At 59.3% G+C, this 14,566-nt stretch carries 15 protein-coding genes, 1 tRNA gene and 1 pseudogene; 10 read left to right on the top strand and 7 right to left on the bottom strand.

The window, feature by feature from the left end:
• Positions 1-7 precede the first annotated feature (7 nt).
• The 4 genes from AB4N41_RS20760 to AB4N41_RS20745 all read left to right on the top strand — a co-directional run bounded on the left by AB4N41_RS20760 (position 8) and on the right by AB4N41_RS20745 (position 2,804).
• Positions 8-670 (top strand): response regulator, encoded by a 663-nt coding sequence (locus AB4N41_RS20760; RefSeq protein WP_016774538.1) that lies wholly within the window; start codon positions 8-10, stop codon positions 668-670.
• Positions 667-2,037, top strand: coding sequence for an ATP-binding protein (locus AB4N41_RS20755; RefSeq protein WP_460137944.1), 1,371 nt, complete (start codon positions 667-669; stop codon positions 2,035-2,037). The genes AB4N41_RS20760 and AB4N41_RS20755 overlap by 4 nt, the downstream gene beginning before the upstream one ends.
• Before the next feature lie 8 nt (positions 2,038-2,045).
• On the top strand, positions 2,046-2,249 hold the full coding sequence (locus AB4N41_RS20750) for a hypothetical protein (RefSeq protein WP_056785583.1): 204 nt from the start codon (positions 2,046-2,048) through the stop codon (positions 2,247-2,249).
• Between the two features lie 342 nt (positions 2,250-2,591).
• Positions 2,592-2,804, top strand: a complete 213-nt coding sequence (locus AB4N41_RS20745) for a hypothetical protein (RefSeq protein WP_224787233.1) — start codon at positions 2,592-2,594, stop codon at positions 2,802-2,804.
• Here the strand turns inward: AB4N41_RS20745 and AB4N41_RS20740 are convergent.
• A complete protein-coding gene (locus AB4N41_RS20740; protein WP_236168972.1) occupies positions 2,798-3,769 on the bottom strand; it encodes a universal stress protein in 972 nt (323 codons plus the stop codon). The genes AB4N41_RS20745 and AB4N41_RS20740 overlap by 7 nt on opposite strands.
• A 233-nt stretch (positions 3,770-4,002) precedes the next feature.
• Here AB4N41_RS20740 and fnr point away from each other — a divergent pair, with 233 nt between their 5' ends.
• From fnr to AB4N41_RS20725, 3 genes are all read left to right on the top strand, one after another.
• Positions 4,003-4,743, top strand: coding sequence for a fumarate/nitrate reduction transcriptional regulator Fnr (fnr, locus tag AB4N41_RS20735; RefSeq protein WP_130900925.1), 741 nt, complete (start codon positions 4,003-4,005; stop codon positions 4,741-4,743).
• Between the two features lie 202 nt (positions 4,744-4,945).
• On the top strand, positions 4,946-6,286 hold the full coding sequence (gene potE, locus AB4N41_RS20730) for a putrescine-ornithine antiporter (RefSeq protein WP_056785572.1): 1,341 nt from the start codon (positions 4,946-4,948) through the stop codon (positions 6,284-6,286).
• A 49-nt stretch (positions 6,287-6,335) separates the two neighbouring features.
• Positions 6,336-7,241, top strand: coding sequence for an amino acid ABC transporter substrate-binding protein (locus tag AB4N41_RS20725; RefSeq protein ID WP_460137943.1), 906 nt, complete (start codon positions 6,336-6,338; stop codon positions 7,239-7,241).
• A 41-nt stretch (positions 7,242-7,282) separates the two neighbouring features.
• Here AB4N41_RS20725 and AB4N41_RS20720 read toward each other — a convergent pair whose 3' ends face one another.
• The gene (locus AB4N41_RS20720) at positions 7,283-8,194 is read right to left on the bottom strand and encodes a universal stress protein (RefSeq protein ID WP_236168974.1); all 912 of its coding nucleotides are present in this window, start codon (positions 8,192-8,194) and stop codon (positions 7,283-7,285) included.
• 223 nt (positions 8,195-8,417) lie between these two features.
• On the opposite strand from AB4N41_RS20720, the gene AB4N41_RS20715 reads away from it, so the two are divergent.
• Positions 8,418-8,981 (top strand): GNAT family N-acetyltransferase, encoded by a 564-nt coding sequence (locus tag AB4N41_RS20715; RefSeq protein WP_041478749.1) that lies wholly within the window; start codon positions 8,418-8,420, stop codon positions 8,979-8,981.
• Between the two features lie 53 nt (positions 8,982-9,034).
• Here the strand turns inward: AB4N41_RS20715 and AB4N41_RS20710 are convergent, their stop codons facing one another.
• The 4 genes from AB4N41_RS20710 to AB4N41_RS20695 form a co-directional block, all read right to left on the bottom strand.
• Positions 9,035-9,958: a universal stress protein gene (locus AB4N41_RS20710; protein ID WP_460137942.1), complete on the bottom strand. Its 924-nt coding sequence runs from the start codon at positions 9,956-9,958 to the stop codon at positions 9,035-9,037.
• 100 nt (positions 9,959-10,058) lie between these two features.
• Complete coding sequence (locus AB4N41_RS20705) at positions 10,059-11,300, bottom strand: MgtC/SapB family protein (protein ID WP_460137941.1); 1,242 nt, start codon at positions 11,298-11,300, stop codon at positions 10,059-10,061.
• 47 nt (positions 11,301-11,347) lie between these two features.
• The gene (locus AB4N41_RS20700; RefSeq protein WP_236168978.1) at positions 11,348-11,572 is read right to left on the bottom strand and encodes a hypothetical protein; all 225 of its coding nucleotides are present in this window, start codon (positions 11,570-11,572) and stop codon (positions 11,348-11,350) included.
• A 34-nt stretch (positions 11,573-11,606) separates the two neighbouring features.
• Positions 11,607-12,680: an NAD(P)-dependent alcohol dehydrogenase gene (locus AB4N41_RS20695; protein WP_252880042.1), complete on the bottom strand. Its 1,074-nt coding sequence runs from the start codon at positions 12,678-12,680 to the stop codon at positions 11,607-11,609.
• Positions 12,681-12,935: 255 nt separating this feature from the next.
• Between AB4N41_RS20695 and AB4N41_RS20690 the strand changes: the two genes are divergently transcribed.
• On the top strand, positions 12,936-13,862 hold the full coding sequence (locus AB4N41_RS20690; protein WP_406228987.1) for a universal stress protein: 927 nt from the start codon (positions 12,936-12,938) through the stop codon (positions 13,860-13,862).
• Positions 13,863-14,006: 144 nt separating this feature from the next.
• Here the strand turns inward: AB4N41_RS20690 and AB4N41_RS20685 are convergent.
• Positions 14,007-14,142: transfer RNA gene (locus tag AB4N41_RS20685), tRNA-Leu, on the bottom strand.
• Positions 14,143-14,336: 194 nt separating this feature from the next.
• Between AB4N41_RS20685 and AB4N41_RS20680 the strand changes: the two are divergent.
• A pseudogene (locus AB4N41_RS20680) lies at positions 14,337-14,546 on the top strand (hypothetical protein).
• The last annotated feature ends 20 nt before the right edge of the window (positions 14,547-14,566 follow it).

The following is a 14,566-nucleotide window of genomic DNA, read 5'->3' as shown; positions in this document are numbered from 1 at the left end:
AGTGCGCGTGCGTTTATTACTGATCGAGGATGACGTGGCGCTGGGTGAAGGCATCTATCAGGCGCTGGGCCGTGAGGGATACACCGTCGACTGGCTCAAGGACGGCAGCAGCGCCTTGCATGCCCTGCTCAGCGAAACGTTTGACGTCGCCGTGCTGGACCTCGGCCTGCCGCGCATGGATGGCCTCGAAGTGTTGCGTCGTCTGCGTGACAGCGGATCGAACCTGCCGGTGTTGATTCTCACCGCTCGCGATGCCACTGAAGACCGCATTGCCGGACTCGACGCCGGTGCTGACGATTACCTGGTCAAGCCGTTCGACCTCGCCGAACTCAAAGCCCGCCTGCGCGCCTTGTTGCGCCGCAGTGCCGGGCGCGCTCAGGCGCTGATCGAGCACGCCGGTATCAGCCTCAACCCCGGCACCCAGCAGGTCAGTTATCAAGGCCAACCGGTCGCGCTCACCCCCAAGGAATATCAGTTGCTGCACGAACTGCTGTCGCCGCCGGGGCGGGTGATGACTCGCGATCAATTGATCCAGTTGCTTTACGGCTGGAATGAAGAAGCGGAAAGCAACACCCTGGAAGTGCACATTCATCACCTGCGCAAGAAGTTCTCCACCGACCTGATCCGCACCATCCGCGGCGTGGGTTATCTGGTGGAGGAGCGTCGATGACCTCGATCCGCCGGCGCACGCTGACCCTGATCATCGGCCTGTTACTGGCCGGTCTGGCGGTACTCAGCCTCTTCAACGTGCATGACAGCAACCACGAAATCGCCGAGGTCTACGACGCGCAATTGGCGCAGAACGCACGCCTGTTGCAGGGCGTAATGCGTATGCCGATGGCGAGTACCGAGCACGCGCAGTTGTATCAGGCGTTCAATCAGGCTCTCGGGGAAGCCAAGCCCCGGGTTGACGGACATCCTTACGAAAGCAAAATCGCCTTTCAGGTGTGGAACCCGCAAGGCGAGGTGCTGGTACATACCGCCAGTGCGCCCTCCTTCACTGCGCCGCCGACGAGAACGGGGTTCAGCGATGTGGTCGATCTGAAAGGTCGGCAATGGCGAGCGTTCATGCTGGAAGACAAGCAGAACGGCCTGCGCATCTGGGTCGGCGAGCGCGACGATGTGCGCACCGACCTGGTCGACCGCATCGTACGCCACACGCTGTGGCCGAACATGCTCGGCAGCCTGATCCTCGCCGCGATGATCTGGCTGGCCATTGGCTGGGGGCTCAAGCCGCTGGCAGACATGGCGGCGACGCTGCGCGCCCGTCACAGTGGTTCACTTGAGCCGCTGCAACTGACGCCCCTGCCCAGTGAGCTGGAGCCAATGCAGGCAGCGCTCAATCGCATGCTCGCGCAGATTCAGGAAGTGCTCGGCCGGGAGCGTCGCTTTATCGCCGATGCCGCGCATGAAATGCGCACGCCGCTGGCGGTGCTGCGGGTGCATGCGCAAAATCTGCAGGAGGCCGGTACCGAAGAGGAGCGTCGTGAGTCACTTGAGTTTCTGATCTCCGGAGTCGACCGCACGAGCCGACTGGTCAATCAGCTGCTGACCATGGCGCGTCTTGAACCCAAACCCAACCCGCCGCCACTGCAACGCATTGATCTCAGCGAAACCGTACGCAACAGCCTGGTGCAATTGACACCGTGGTTGCTGAGCAAACACCTTGAATTGATCTTCGAGGTCAGCGACCAACCGTTTCATGTCCTCGCCGACCCCGCCGCCATCGATATCGCGCTGAATAACCTGATCACCAACGCGGCGAATTTCTCCCCCGAACACGGTGCGATCACCGTGCACCTGAGCAAGTCTGATGGCGTCTGTCATTTGACGGTCGACGATCAAGGGCCGGGAATCGATGAATCGGACAGAGAGCGATTGTTCGAGCGTTTCTACAGCCGTGGCACGGCGCATGGCGCCGGGTTGGGGTTGACCATTGTCAACACCATCGCGATGCAGCTGAACGGTCAGATAGAACTGGCGAACCGGGCAGAGGGCGGATTGAGGGCGACGTTATCGATTCCGGCAGGGGAATAATCATCCGATTGATTCAGCTGTATGCCGCCGGCCCCAAATACCTGCTGCTCAGCGCTCTGCTCTACGCGCTTGGATCGTTGATTTACCTGGGCACGCTGAAAACACGTCAGGGTCAGCCGCTCAGCGGTCCGGAAACGGGTGTGTTGATCATCATCTGGGCCGCCGCGATTTACGCTGGCCGGATGTTGTGGGCCGGAACGCTGACTTTGTAAGGTGCACCAGCGTTTTCGCTAGACCGCCAGTACGCTGCAGGGGTCCTGGTACAGTGAAAAACCTGAATATCGAGGCTTGTCCACCCCCCTTGCGCAAGCGCCTGGAAAACCGACAAAGCGGCGATGAAACTGGCGAGCGACATTGATCTGGATCAATCGCTGCGACGACAAACTGGATCGAAATAGATTCATGACTCGGCTGCGCCCGCATCTCGGATCAGGGACAGTCACAAGCTGCTCGAACGCGTGAAAGTTACAGATGCGGCCACAGGGTGGCAGGTCCGCAACCCACCCTCATTCTTGCTTTGCGAGGTTCACGATATGGTCATCAATGATTCAGCCATGACAACCGCCAATGTCCCCGACGCGATCGATGACAGTGGCGCACTGTTTCACGAAGCCGATCGGCTCAGCGAACGGGCCTATGCCGTCCTTGAAGAGCCGTTTTCTACAGACACCATGCACAAGTTCACTGAAGCGAGGAAACGCGCCGATGAGAAATATCGGCACGCCTGGCAACAATGGCAATACGCACACGGCGGGCGCAGTCACTGATGGATTATCCCCAACCGATTACCATCAACTGCTGCGATGACCGGGCAGGCTGTGGCAGGCATTGCCTTGACCATCAACAAACTGCAAGAAGCCCGGTTCATCAGGCATTCGGCCGTGCCGCCGATGAAGCCGTCGAGCGCTTGATGGTGACAGATACCGAGCACCAGCAGGTCGAACGCGTGCTGCCGGGCGAAGTCTTCGATCACCCGGTACGGGACACCTGAGAGCAGGTGGCTATGCTCTTCATCGAGACCATAGCGCTCGGCCAGCGTATCGAAGGCTTCCTGCTGAGTGTCGTTGATCGCATCGCGCAAACTGTGATCCAGACTCAAGTTCGGCACACTCATCGCCGCATCACCCACCACTGACCAATTGGCGACGTTCAACAAGTGCAACGATGCATCGCATTTAGCTGCCAATGTCGATGCAACGCCAAGTATCCGGTCATTGAGCCCTTGGGTCAGATCCTCGAGATGCGACAGGTCAATGGCCGCCAGGATCTTCAAGGGTTTCGGATGTGCGGCCTCGGTGACCAGATGCACGCAGGCGGGACAATCTCGTACCAATAGCCAGTCCAATGGCGGATGAAACGTTTGATTGAGCGCTGAAACATGGTGAGCATCCTTGATCACCAGATCGACATGAATGTCATTGATGTACTCAAGCACATGCGCCGGGGTGGCCCTGGCCCAGACCACTTCGGTGCTGACTTGCACGCCGGCGCCACGTTGAAACCGGGCCTGCTGCTCCAGCCACTGGCGATGCATCTGCAAATAGCCTTCACGCGCTTGCGCCATGGCGTCGTGGTCGATCAGGCCGGCCAACGCCAGGGACTGGACATGATCGAACGCTACGATGTGCAACAACGCGCCACTGGCCCGAGCGAGCGCCTGGGCGCGATCAAACGCCGGGGTGCGGGTCATTTCGGCAGGTGCGATCAACAGAATGCGTTTGAGCCTGAACATCACGAGTGTTTCCAGTCAGCGCCATCGGACGATTCTGCAACTCTGCCAACCGCCACGCTTGATATGCATCAAGTTTCCCCATTAACCCTGCAATACAAGAGCGGCGAAGAGCCCGACGCCTCTGTGAGTTCCCTCCCCGCCGTTCGTCCGTAATCACGCTGGCACGCCAAACGAAAAGTACGTGCGCTGCGAAGACTTCTATGCTTATCACACTCATTGGAGGCTGCTTATCCATGCTTGAAGCCCACTCGCCCCCGCCGATTCTCAAAACTGCCTGTTCCAACTGCAGCGTGGTTGAGTTGTGCCTGCCGCTCGGTTTGACGGGCCCGGAGGTCGAGCGGCTCGACACGCTGATCGTGCAGCGATACAAGGTGAAGAAAGGTGCTGCTCTCTACCGGACGGGGGACCCGCTACGCTCGCTGTACGCCGTGCGAATAGGCTCGTTCAAGACCAGCGTGGTCTCCGTCGATGGCCGCGAGCAAGTGACCGGTTTTCATATTCCCGGCGAAATGCTCGGGCTGGACGCCATCAGCATCGATCAACACGCGTGTACTGCATATGCGCTGGAAGACAGCGAAGTCTGTCCGATTCACTTCGCACAGCTGGAAAAACTCGCGCAAAGCCTGCCATCGCTGCAGCACAACCTCAACAAGTTGCTGAGCCGGGAAATCGTGCGCGATCACAGCATGTTGATGCTCATGGGCAACATGAACTCAGATGAGCGCCTCGCGGCTTTCCTGCTCAACCTTTCACAACGCCTCAGCTCCCGTGGCTATTCCTCGAAAGAGTTCGTGCTGAAAATGCGCCGCGAAGAAATCGGCTCCTACCTTGGGCTGCGTCTGGAAACCATTTGCCGCGGCATTGCCCACTTGCGCGATCAGGGTTTGGTGGAAATCACCGCACGCGACGTAAAAATCCGCAACATGGACGGCCTCAAGCAGATGGTGTCGGGCTGCAACCGCCAGCAGCATTGAGCCCGTCCATGAGTTCCTGCCATGCCTTCGCCATCCCTCGGGCAAGCCATATCGAAGCGATGGGCGCGCTGTTTCGATGCACTTGAAATCACCTGTCTTTCTAACCGTTGAACGTCGCTTGAAAAGCTGCGTACTGCCGATGCCGGCAAAACCTTGTGCGTTGGCTGAGCGGTGACGCGTTGCGCAAATCGAGGGAACTCCGATGGCCGACTCAAGCAAGAAAATGAGCCTCATGGGGCTCACCACACTGGTGACGGTGAACATGATGGGCTCAGGCATCATCATGTTGCCGACGAGCATGGCCCAACTCGGGGCTGTTTCATTGCTGTCATGGATCGTCACCGCTGTCGGCTCGATGGCCATCGCGTATTGCTTTTCCCAGTGCGGCATCTTCTGCCTGCGCTCTGGCGGGCTATCCGCCTACACCGAAGAGGCGCATGCAAAGTCAGGCTTTTTTCTGTGCTCTTACCTGTACTTCCTGTCGCTGGCCATCGCCAACGTGGCGGTGGCCATTTCCGCAGTGGGCTACATGACGTCGTTCATGCCTTGGCTGGGAAGCGGCGCCATTCCTTTATTCGTTGGAACGGTCGGCCTGCTCTGGCTGACCACCGTGGCGAATTTCGGCGGCCCAGGCATCACCGGCAGGATTGGTGCGGTTACGGTGTGGGGGGTGATCATTCCTGTAGCGGGCTTGAGCATCATCGGTTGGTTCTGGTTCAAACCCGATCTGATCATCGCCGCCTGGAACCCGAATCAACTGCCGATATCCGAGGCCATCAGCAAAGCGATTCCCCTGACACTCTGGGCGTTTCTCGGCATGGAGTCGGCAGCCCAGGCCTCAGATGCGGTGGAAAACCCCAAGCGCACCGTACCGCTGGCCTGTCTGTTCGGGACATTGGGCGCCGCGGTGGTCTATGTGCTCTCGACGACGGTCATTCAGGGCATTATTCCCAACGCCGAACTGGCCAACTCATCTGCTCCTTTCGCGCTCGTTTATGCACATATGTTCAATCCCCTGGTCGGCAACATCATCATGGCGCTCGCGGTAATGGCCTGTGTTGGCTCGCTGCTGGGCTGGCAGTTCACGTTGGCGCAAACGGCCAAGGTGACCGCTGATCAGGGCATGTTTCCAAAACTGTTCTGCAAGGTCAGCGCACGCAACGCCCCCATCGTCGGGATGCTGGTCTGCGGCGTCCTGCAGACCTTGATGGCGCTGTCGACCATTTCGCCGAACGCGAGCGCGCAGTTTGGAAAACTTGTCAGCCTCGCCGCGGTGACCAACCTGATTCCCTACGTGACGGCAGCCACCGGGCTGCTGGTGATGATGTACAAAGCCAGAGTCAGCGCAGCCGTATACACGCGCAATACCCTGCTGTTAGTGGTTGCCGTGGCCTATTCCTTGTATGCGCTGTATGCCTGCGGCAAGGACGCGGTATTCGGCGGCATCCTGGTCCTGGTTTTCGGCTACCTGCTTTACGGTTTCCTTGCCAAACGTTTTGTCGATGCCCCTGCGCCTGTCGGCCCCCGGCCTGATAACCCTTGATCGAAGTCTTCGGTACAGCACAGAAATCTGAATTCGAGGAACCGCGCGCATGAACGTGAAACTGACCAGAGCCCACCACCTGCTGCTCGTCTGCATGCTTACGCTGCTACCGGTAATCGCCCATGGCAACACGCTGGAGCGCATCCGGGCCAGTCAAGCGATCACCCTTGGCTACGTGCCTGACTTCATGCCTTTCAGTGATCAGGCCGCCGATAAAGCCAGCGGCTATGCCATCGATCTCTGTCTGAAAATAGCCGAGAAGGTCAGGATCGATCTGAATCTGCCGGCGTTGAAAATCAATTACCAACCGGTCTCGCTCAACGACGAGATGAGCGCCGTCAGTTCCGGCAAGATCGACATTCTTTGTACGCCGACCCCACCCACGCTGGCGCGGCGCAGGGTCGTCAGCTACTCGGTGCCGATTTACACCGCCGGTCTCTCGGCCGTGGTGCGCCAGGATGCTTCCGAAACCTTGCTCAATGTGCTGAACGGCAAAGTGGCCCATACCGGGCCAACGTGGCGAGCCACGGTGAACCGTGGTCTGGCCAATCAGACGTATGCCGCCATCGCCGGCGGGGTCACCGAGACGTGGATACAACAGCAGATGCGATTGCTGGGTGTGGTAGCCACGCTGGTCACCGTAGAGAACGCAGAAGCCGGTCTGAATCTGGTTGCCAATGGCAAAGCCGATGCGTTTTTCGCTGAACGCATGCTGCTCAAGCATCTGCTGACCAGAAATTATCCATCGGGCAACCTGGTGCTGCTGGAGCGGATTTTCGAGTACGCACCGACGGCGATGGCAGTGGATCGAGAGGATGAGGATTTCCGTCTGCTGGTCGACACGGCGCTGAGTGAAATGTACCGATCCGGCGAAATTGAACAGGCATTCGACAAACATTTGGGCGGCGCCGGCGATGCGGCCAGGAAGCTGTTCAAGATCTATGCAATACCGTAGCGGGCCAGCGAACAGGCTGGCTCGCTACGCTGCGATCATGCTCACCGCACAGGCTCTTTCCTCACCGCCAGAATGCTCCCCGGCAGCGAATACAATGCGCGCTCGGTGGTGCTGCCGATCACGCGTTCGATGCCCACGCGATGAACCGTGCCCATCACCACCACGTCGGCCAGGTACTGCTCGACAAACTCATTGATGACCTGCACTGGATGGCCCATGACGAAGTGTCGACGCTCAGGTGGCACACCGTGACGATCGGCTAGCGCGACAAAAGCCTGATGCAGTGTCTGACGCAGCTCGTTCGCCAGATCTTCGTTCCAGCCACCGTTGATCATTGGTGCATCGCCGTTGAAAGCGGCGGACAAATCGTAGGCGCATAGCAGGTGCAACGGCACGTCGCATTGCAACGCCAAAGCGTTCGCCGATCGTATGATGACGTCGTTCAAGCCATTGATTTGGGTATCTGGATCAAACGGATCAACGGCCGCGACGACACGATGCGGCAACGCATAGCGAATCTGATTGACCAGATGCACGGGGATCGGACACTCACGCAGCAGGTGACAATCGAGCGGCGTGATGAACACGCGCTTGAGCGCCGGTTCCAGTCGCACATCCTTGATCAACAGGTCGGGCTTGAGCACATGGACGGTCTTGAGGATGTCCAGCAGCGGATGGCTGGAGAAGACCACATCAACGGTGCCGTCCAGCCCCTGGTTGCTGAGCTGCTCGAGCTCATCGGCCACCCAGCGACGGTAGCGCCGCTGATAGCGCTGAGCATCCACGTCATCGATTTTTTCCTCCCACAGATGGGTGATCGGCACCGGCTCGACGAAGGCCCGCACATCCAGTGCCGCCCCGCTCGCCTTGGCCAGCGCGATGGCACGCAGCATCGCCGCCGATTGATGCAGCGTCTGGTCGGCGACCAGCAACAGACGTTCATATTGGCCCATCACACACCTCCGCTCGGCACCGGCGCGGTGGGCCGGCAGGCTTCAAGACTGCGCCCGCTCGCCCTGGCCGGGCGTTGATTTACATCAAACCCGGGTCAATCAACGAGGCGCATGGCAGCTGTCTGATGTAGATCAGATGTCGCCATGGGCAACCGCGTAGAAGGGAGGCAAGCGGACGCTTTTTCAACGCCCGCCAGCCTTTTGAACCGGATGGAGAATGACCATGCTCACCGTCAAAGACCACAACGATCAGGCCGTGGCCGCTTACGCGGCGGTTTCCGGTCAATACTGGATTGAGGCGCTCAAGGACGGTCGCCATGTATTGATCCGGCCGCTCACGGAGAAGGATCGCCTGCGCGAATACGACTTCATCAAGCGCCTGTCCCCCGAATCCAGGCACATGCGTTTTCTCGCCCAGATCGGCGAACCCGGCACTGCTCTGCTCGACCAGTTGATGGACACCGATAACAAACAGCGCACCGCCTTCATTGCACTGGTTCACGAGAACGGCAAGTTGATCGAAATCGGCATCAGCCGCTATGCCGGCACAGGCGGACATCAATGCGAGTGCGCGGTGACGGTCGCCGATGAATGGCAGCACTTGGGCTTGGGCACGTTGCTGATGGAACACTTGATCAAGGCAGCCCGCCACAACGGATTTCGCCAGATGTACTCGGTCGATGCCGCCAGTAACGCGGCGATGCGCGATCTGGCCAAAAGCCTGGGCTTCGAAACCCACAATGATCCGGACGACGCACGCCAGGTCATTCATCGTCTTGACCTGTAAATGAATCGCCCCGAGGTGAGTCGGCCAACGATTCACCTCGGGGCGTTCGTGTTTCAGGATTGCAGTGTGGGTTGCGGCTTGATCGCCAGCACACTGCAAGGTGCCCGATGCAGCAGCTGTTCGGCGGTGCTGCCTAACAACTTGCTCAAGCCGTGGTGCTGCACTGTGCCCATGACAATGACGTCGATCTGCTTGTTGATGGCGAACTCGCAGATACTGCGCACCGGCGCGCCCTCGATGAAGTGCCGGCATGAGGCCGGCACGCCGTGGCGCTCGGCCAGGGCCGTAAATGCCTCATGCTGCGCAGTGCCCAGCGTTTCATGGATCCCGGTGGCCAATGGCAGTGCGCCGAACCCCATGTCCGTGGCGTAAGCCGCCGTCCAGTCGTAAACGTGCACCACATCAAGACTGGCATCGCACTGCGCGGCCAGTTGGGTGGCGGCATCGATGATTTGATCGTTGAACAGGCAGTCCTGCTCTTCGCTGCGCAAGACATCGACGATGGCCAGCACACGGCGTGGGCGCGGATGAGTGTCGTCGGTCACCAAATGCACCGGCACCGGGCAATCGCGTAACAGTTGCCAGTCCAGCGGGGTGTAGAAAATACGCTCCAGCACGGACTCGTGCTGCACATCCTTGATGATCAATAGCAACGGCATCTCGTTGATGAACTGCAGGATCTCGGCGAAGGGATCCTGAACCCACATCACCTCGCTGGTGACCATGATCTGATGCCTCGCCAGCAATGAAGCCTGCTCTGTGAGCCACTGCCGGTGAGTGCGCAGATAACCATCGCGGGCGAGGCGGATCTGCTCGGGGGCAAACAGCCCTGCCACTGCCAGCGCCTGCAAGTAGTCGAAGGCCACGATGTGCAACGGCAATTGCATGGCCTGGGCCAGCGCAGCCGCGCGCTCGAACGCTGGCGTGTGCTCCATGGCTGAAGGAGCGATCAACAGTAAACGCGGAATCTGTGACATGGGATACCTCGGCATGCGGCCAGCCAGGAGAAACAGTCTTCAGGGTGAATGCTGTGGCCACTGGCAGCTTGATCTTTGTCAGCAAGAGCACCGATTGCGCTCAAAACAGCACAGTGCCCGCCCACATGGCCAAGGTCAGCAATACCTGGCCCGGGATCACGCAGGCAGCGAAACGCCTGCCGCCGCTGACCCACGCCACCACGCATTTGCTCAACGAGTTACTGCTGACGGCAATCAGCGCTGGCACGACTATCGAGTCATAAGGCACCTGGCCCGCCTTGGCCAGGCTTGCGATGGACGCTGTGGCAGAGTGCGCATCGGCAAAGCCCGAAAGCATTGCGGTAAGCCACAAGCCTGCCTGACCAAAGTGGCTGAGCATGGCCGAGGAGACGAATGTGATGCCGGTAAGCGTCAATGTCACGATGACCGCGAGTTTCAGATTGAACGCCCCTGCCGTATCGACCGGTTTGCTGCGGCTCCCTCGCGTGGGGTCGGGAAACATCAGGCAGGCGCCGTACAACAACGTAGCGATCAGGCCGAAAAGCAGAGGCGTCCATATACTGTTCAGCAGATTCGGATCAACCATCATGAGGATCAGTCCGACCTGTATCACCGTTGCCAGATTGGAGAAAATCGCGGCCGCGCTGAGGATGCGGATATTGCCCGGCTCATGGGCAAGGCGTTGGCCCATGGTCGCGATCGTCACGGTACTGGAGGCGAAGCCGGATGCAATCGCGCTGATGACGTAGCCATAGCGCGAGCCCAAAGCGCGCACGGCAATGTGGCCGAACGCGCCGACCAGCATCAGCAACACCGTCACGGTACAAATGGTGCGCAGATTGATCGCGGCGTACGGGCCGATATATCGGTCCGGTGCCAATGGCAGTATTACCAGCGCTGCGATCAGCAAGATCAGGCCATCACGCATTTCCGCGTCGGACAACTGGCTGTTGGCAAAGTGATGCAGCGTCTGGCGATACGCCAAAAGGCCCGCAATCACCACGCCAAGGGCAATGGCCAGCGCCGGCGCAGTTGCGCACAACGCGCCCAGGATCAGCACCGCGATCAACGCCACCTCGCTGGTCAGCCCAGGGTCGTCGCTTTGACTACGCCAGTACGCAACGCTGGTCAGCAACGTGACACAGCCGGCGACAATCCCCAGCAGCAGGCCACCGCCGACCTGTAGCGCGACATACCCCAACAGCGCGGTAATGGCGAACGTGCGCAAACCGGCGCAGTGTCGCGCATCGCCGGTGCCCTTGTGCCGTTCACGCTCAAGACCGATGAGCATGCCGATCCCCAGCGCCGCAGCGGCGCCGGACAGATCAAAAACCTCATTCATGATGGGTAGCGTCCCGCAGGGTTTGCGCACCCTGCTCTGCACTTGGCTTATGGCGAGCATTCAGCACTTGCGCTGATGCGGCGAGCCGTTGCCGGCCTCGCTGGCAACGGCTGGGCAAACGCATTCGGCCACTCATGAGGAGCGTTGATACGGGCCTCAAGCACCTCGACAAATTCCTGCGCAGCCTTAAGGCTCCTGAAGCCCACATCCCAGTCATCCATGTGCACGACCCAGCCATGGGGAGCGTGTTTTTCAGTGATCTTGATGTTCATGGAAACCCCCGCTTCAGCGGCCTGCCAATGGCTTTCAAGGAGTGATTGCGACTTTCATGACCCCGTCGCGTTGATGAGCGAACAACTCATACGCCTGCTCGATGTCGTCCAGTCTGAAACGGTGAGTCACCAGCGGTGACAGATCGACGGCGCCGCTCTGCACCACCGCCATCAGGCGCCGCATGCGCTCCTTGCCGCCGGGGCACAGGGTGGAAACGATGCTGTAATCGCCCAATCCGGCGGCAAACGCGCCGAGCGGGATGTGCAGATCGCTGGAATACACCCCGAGGCTGGACAAGCGCCCACCCGGGCGCAGCACCCGCAATGCCGACTCGAACGTGCCTTGGGTGCCCAGCGCTTCGATGGACACATCCACGCCACGGCCATCGGTCAACGCCATGATCTGCTCCACCACATTGCCGTCCTTGAAATTGACGGTATGGGTCGCGCCCAGTTGGCGCGCCATGGCCATGCGTTCGGGCACCGCGTCGACACCGATAATCGTGGTGGCGCCCTTCAGGCGCGCTCCGGCCACGGCGCAGAGGCCGATGGGACCCAATGCAAATACTGCGACAGCGTCGCCGATGGCGATCTCGCCCCGCTCCGCCCCCGAGAACCCGGTGGACATGATGTCCGGGCACATCAGGACCTGCTCATCGCTCAACTCATCGGGGATCGGGCACAGGTTGGCCTGTGCATCCGGCACCAATACGTACTCGGCCTGGCAACCGTCGATCGTGTTGCCAAACTTCCAGCCGCCAATGGCCTTGAAGCCGTGCCGGGTGTCGGGGCCGTCCTGCGAGCCGCAGCCACACAGGCACGCGTAACTGTGCCCGCTGGGGGTGATGGCACCGGCGATCACTCGCTGCCCTTCGATAAAACCGCGTACTTGCGAGCCCAATCGCTCAATGATGCCGACCGGTTCGTGGCCGATGATCAGTCCTCTTGCCACAGGGTATTCGCCGCGCAGGATATGCACGTCGGTGCCGCAAATGGTGGTGGTGGTCACGCGGATCAACGCATCCAGCGGACCGACTTCGGGGATTGGCTTGTCATCGAGCACGATGCGGTTTTTTTCAACGAATATTGCGGCTTTCATGGTGGCCATGATGACTTTCCCTCCGCCGACAGGTGAGTGCAGAGCAGAGCTTGAGCCGCGGCGACAGGGTCGTAGTTGATAATGGTCAACTATCCGAGGATCAGTAGTCTTGCTCGACCGTACATCCGCTCACGACCACGCGCTGATGTCTGGTTGATAAATATCAACCCCGCCCTGCTGGCTCGCTCCAGGATAAGCGCATGCGCCACTACTCACTCCTGGCATGCAGCGCAATGCTTGGGTGACTACCTCGGGAGTTCTGTGATGTCTGAGCAATCGCGTTTCATGCTGGTCGTGTCGCCGCTGATGAAAAACAGTCCCGCATTCGACCGCGCCGCCGCACTGGCCAAAGCGTCGGATGCCGCACTGCATATTGTCGCGTTTGATTATCTGGAGGGCCTGGCGACCGCAGGAATGGTCAACGAGCAAGCCCTGGAGCAGATGCGTCTGGGCTATGTCGAACGCCATCATCAATGGCTCGAAGACCAGGCCCGGCCGCTGCGCAAGATCGGAGTGACCGTCACCACCGAGGTCGTCTGGGTGGACAATCCTTTGAAGGAGATCCTCATCCATTTGAAGGAACAGCCGATGGCCGCCCTTGTAAAGGCTCTGGAGCACGAATCAGTTCTGTCGCGACTGATGTTCACCCCGCTGGACATCCACCTGTTGCGCGAATGCCCGGTGCCGCTGCATTTTGTCAGCCACGCTCAAAACGCACTGCCACGCCGAATCGTCGCGGCGGTCGACCCCTTCCATCGTGATGGCCAATACCAGGGCCTCAACGACCGGATCCTGCGCGAAGCAGCAAGACTGGCCAGTGTCTGCAATGGCAGCCTGGACGTGATTTATGCCCATGACCTGTCATCGATCAGCGCTGCCGAATTCGGCTTCAATAACGCGTCCGCGATCTTTTCTTCCAGCGCAGCCAAGAAACTGTTCGATGCCCAAGGCGAAGCTTTCCAGGCGCTGGCTGCGCGCAACAACATTCCGGCAGAAAACCAGCACATGATTGTGGGCGATCCCGCCAAGGTGCTTTCCAGCTATGCCGATGCTTACGACATCGATGTGATCGTAATGGGCCGCGTCACTCATCGAGGAATAGGCAGACTGGTTGGCAGCACGGTCGAGCATCTGTTGTACAAAATGCCCTGTAGCGTATGGGTCGTAGCGCCGGAAACGCTTACTCGCTGATGGATGCAGTCGACGCTGAAGAAAGGAGTGGATCTCCAGGCACCAGACGGCGACGGAATGGCCAGTCAGGAGCGTGGAAAACATTTCCACGGCACAAAAAATAAGGGCTTGCATGACATATGTCATGCAAGCCCTTGATATTTATGGTGCCCGAAGCCGGAATCGAACCGGCACGCCCTTACGAGCGGGGGATTTTAAGTCCCGTGCCAGAATCAAGCGGGCTGCGGCTTGGATGCGATTTTTTGGGCCGCAATTCGATTCGAGAGACTGCCATTCGGCCCATTGTTTTCGCATACCGCAGAATGATTGCGGCCCGAAAAAATACCTCAAATTTCACGTAAAGATTGAAATGCTATCGGGCACCGAGAAGCTGGCATTATGCCGACTCTGCATAATCCAGCGCTTTGCCCTTCTCCGGCGTTCTGCCGACATTGAATCCCCCTGCTACTCTGGTTTCGTCCAAGGAGGAAACCAATGCCAAACTCTGATCTGCTCCCTTCCCTACTGTTCAAAATCAACGAAAACCAGCTCGCCCTTGAGGCCGCCATCCTGGAGCTTTCTAACTAGGTTGAGGCGCGCGGCTCGGCTGACGTCGCCGACAACGTCCGAGGCGCCTTGGATACCATCGACAAGAACGAAGAGTTCATCAAGATGACGCTCGCCCTAATGATGGCGTCGTATTGATACGATCTACATGTCGTCGC

The organism is Pseudomonas sp. S2_A10 (genome assembly GCF_054668465.1).
The sequence above is the reverse complement of the archived record's forward strand: the minus strand, read 5'-3'. Positions and strand labels throughout refer to the sequence as shown.

Excerpts from the sequence above, each read along its gene's own strand:
- AB4N41_RS20755 (WP_460137944.1), top strand. The coding sequence starts at position 667 with ATGACCTCGATCCGCCGGCGCACGCTGACCCTGATCATCGGCCTGTTA.
- AB4N41_RS20745 (WP_224787233.1), top strand. The coding sequence starts at position 2,592 with ATGACAACCGCCAATGTCCCCGACGCGATCGATGACAGTGGCGCACTG.
- AB4N41_RS20740 (WP_236168972.1), bottom strand. The coding sequence starts at position 3,769 with ATGTTCAGGCTCAAACGCATTCTGTTGATCGCACCTGCCGAAATGACC.
- fnr (WP_130900925.1), top strand. The coding sequence starts at position 4,003 with ATGCTTGAAGCCCACTCGCCCCCGCCGATTCTCAAAACTGCCTGTTCC.
- potE (WP_056785572.1), top strand. The coding sequence starts at position 4,946 with ATGGCCGACTCAAGCAAGAAAATGAGCCTCATGGGGCTCACCACACTG.
- AB4N41_RS20725 (WP_460137943.1), top strand. The coding sequence starts at position 6,336 with ATGAACGTGAAACTGACCAGAGCCCACCACCTGCTGCTCGTCTGCATG.
- AB4N41_RS20720 (WP_236168974.1), bottom strand. The coding sequence starts at position 8,194 with ATGGGCCAATATGAACGTCTGTTGCTGGTCGCCGACCAGACGCTGCAT.
- AB4N41_RS20715 (WP_041478749.1), top strand. The coding sequence starts at position 8,418 with ATGCTCACCGTCAAAGACCACAACGATCAGGCCGTGGCCGCTTACGCG.
- AB4N41_RS20710 (WP_460137942.1), bottom strand. The coding sequence starts at position 9,958 with ATGTCACAGATTCCGCGTTTACTGTTGATCGCTCCTTCAGCCATGGAG.
- AB4N41_RS20705 (WP_460137941.1), bottom strand. The coding sequence starts at position 11,300 with ATGAATGAGGTTTTTGATCTGTCCGGCGCCGCTGCGGCGCTGGGGATC.
- AB4N41_RS20700 (WP_236168978.1), bottom strand. The coding sequence starts at position 11,572 with ATGAACATCAAGATCACTGAAAAACACGCTCCCCATGGCTGGGTCGTG.
- AB4N41_RS20695 (WP_252880042.1), bottom strand. The coding sequence starts at position 12,680 with ATGGCCACCATGAAAGCCGCAATATTCGTTGAAAAAAACCGCATCGTG.
- AB4N41_RS20690 (WP_406228987.1), top strand. The coding sequence starts at position 12,936 with ATGTCTGAGCAATCGCGTTTCATGCTGGTCGTGTCGCCGCTGATGAAA.